Origin of the sequence: Komagataeibacter intermedius TF2 (assembly GCF_000964425.1) — a bacterium.
In the GTDB taxonomy this organism is placed as follows: domain Bacteria; phylum Pseudomonadota; class Alphaproteobacteria; order Acetobacterales; family Acetobacteraceae; genus Komagataeibacter; species Komagataeibacter intermedius.
This window is the reverse complement of sequence record NZ_BANF01000382.1, coordinates 1-348: the sequence shown is the minus strand read 5'-3', so window position 1 is coordinate 348 and position 348 is coordinate 1. Positions and strand designations below refer to the sequence as shown.

General features: G+C 64.1%; 1 pseudogene. It reads left to right on the top strand.

Annotated features, from left to right (window positions below):
- Positions 1-40: 40 nt before the first annotated feature.
- A pseudogene (locus B7449_RS17605) lies at positions 41-348 on the top strand (hypothetical protein); the annotation flags it as partial.

Genomic DNA, 348 nt, shown 5'->3' with positions numbered 1-348 from the left:
ACACCGGACAGGGCTGACGCCAGACAGAAAGGCTAGTTTCATGTCCAACGCTACCAACACAATGACCCCCGCCCTTGCTTCCGCGCAAGAGAAGAAAGCCGCCAGCAAGGCAAAATCGGGCCAGAAGGCCCCCGCCGCCCGCCGCTTCGAGGAAGCGGCCCGGCGCGCGCCTGTCATCACCATCGAGGCCGCCGAAGCCCTGATCCCCGTTCCCGACCAGATCACCAAGATCGTTTCCCATTTCGGTCTTGAGGACTTCGACGCCGACGCCCTCGCGGAAACGGCCCGGCAGGCTTTTACCGTCATCGCCCGCAGCCTCTCGCCCGTGCTGGTCGTGACCACATGGAA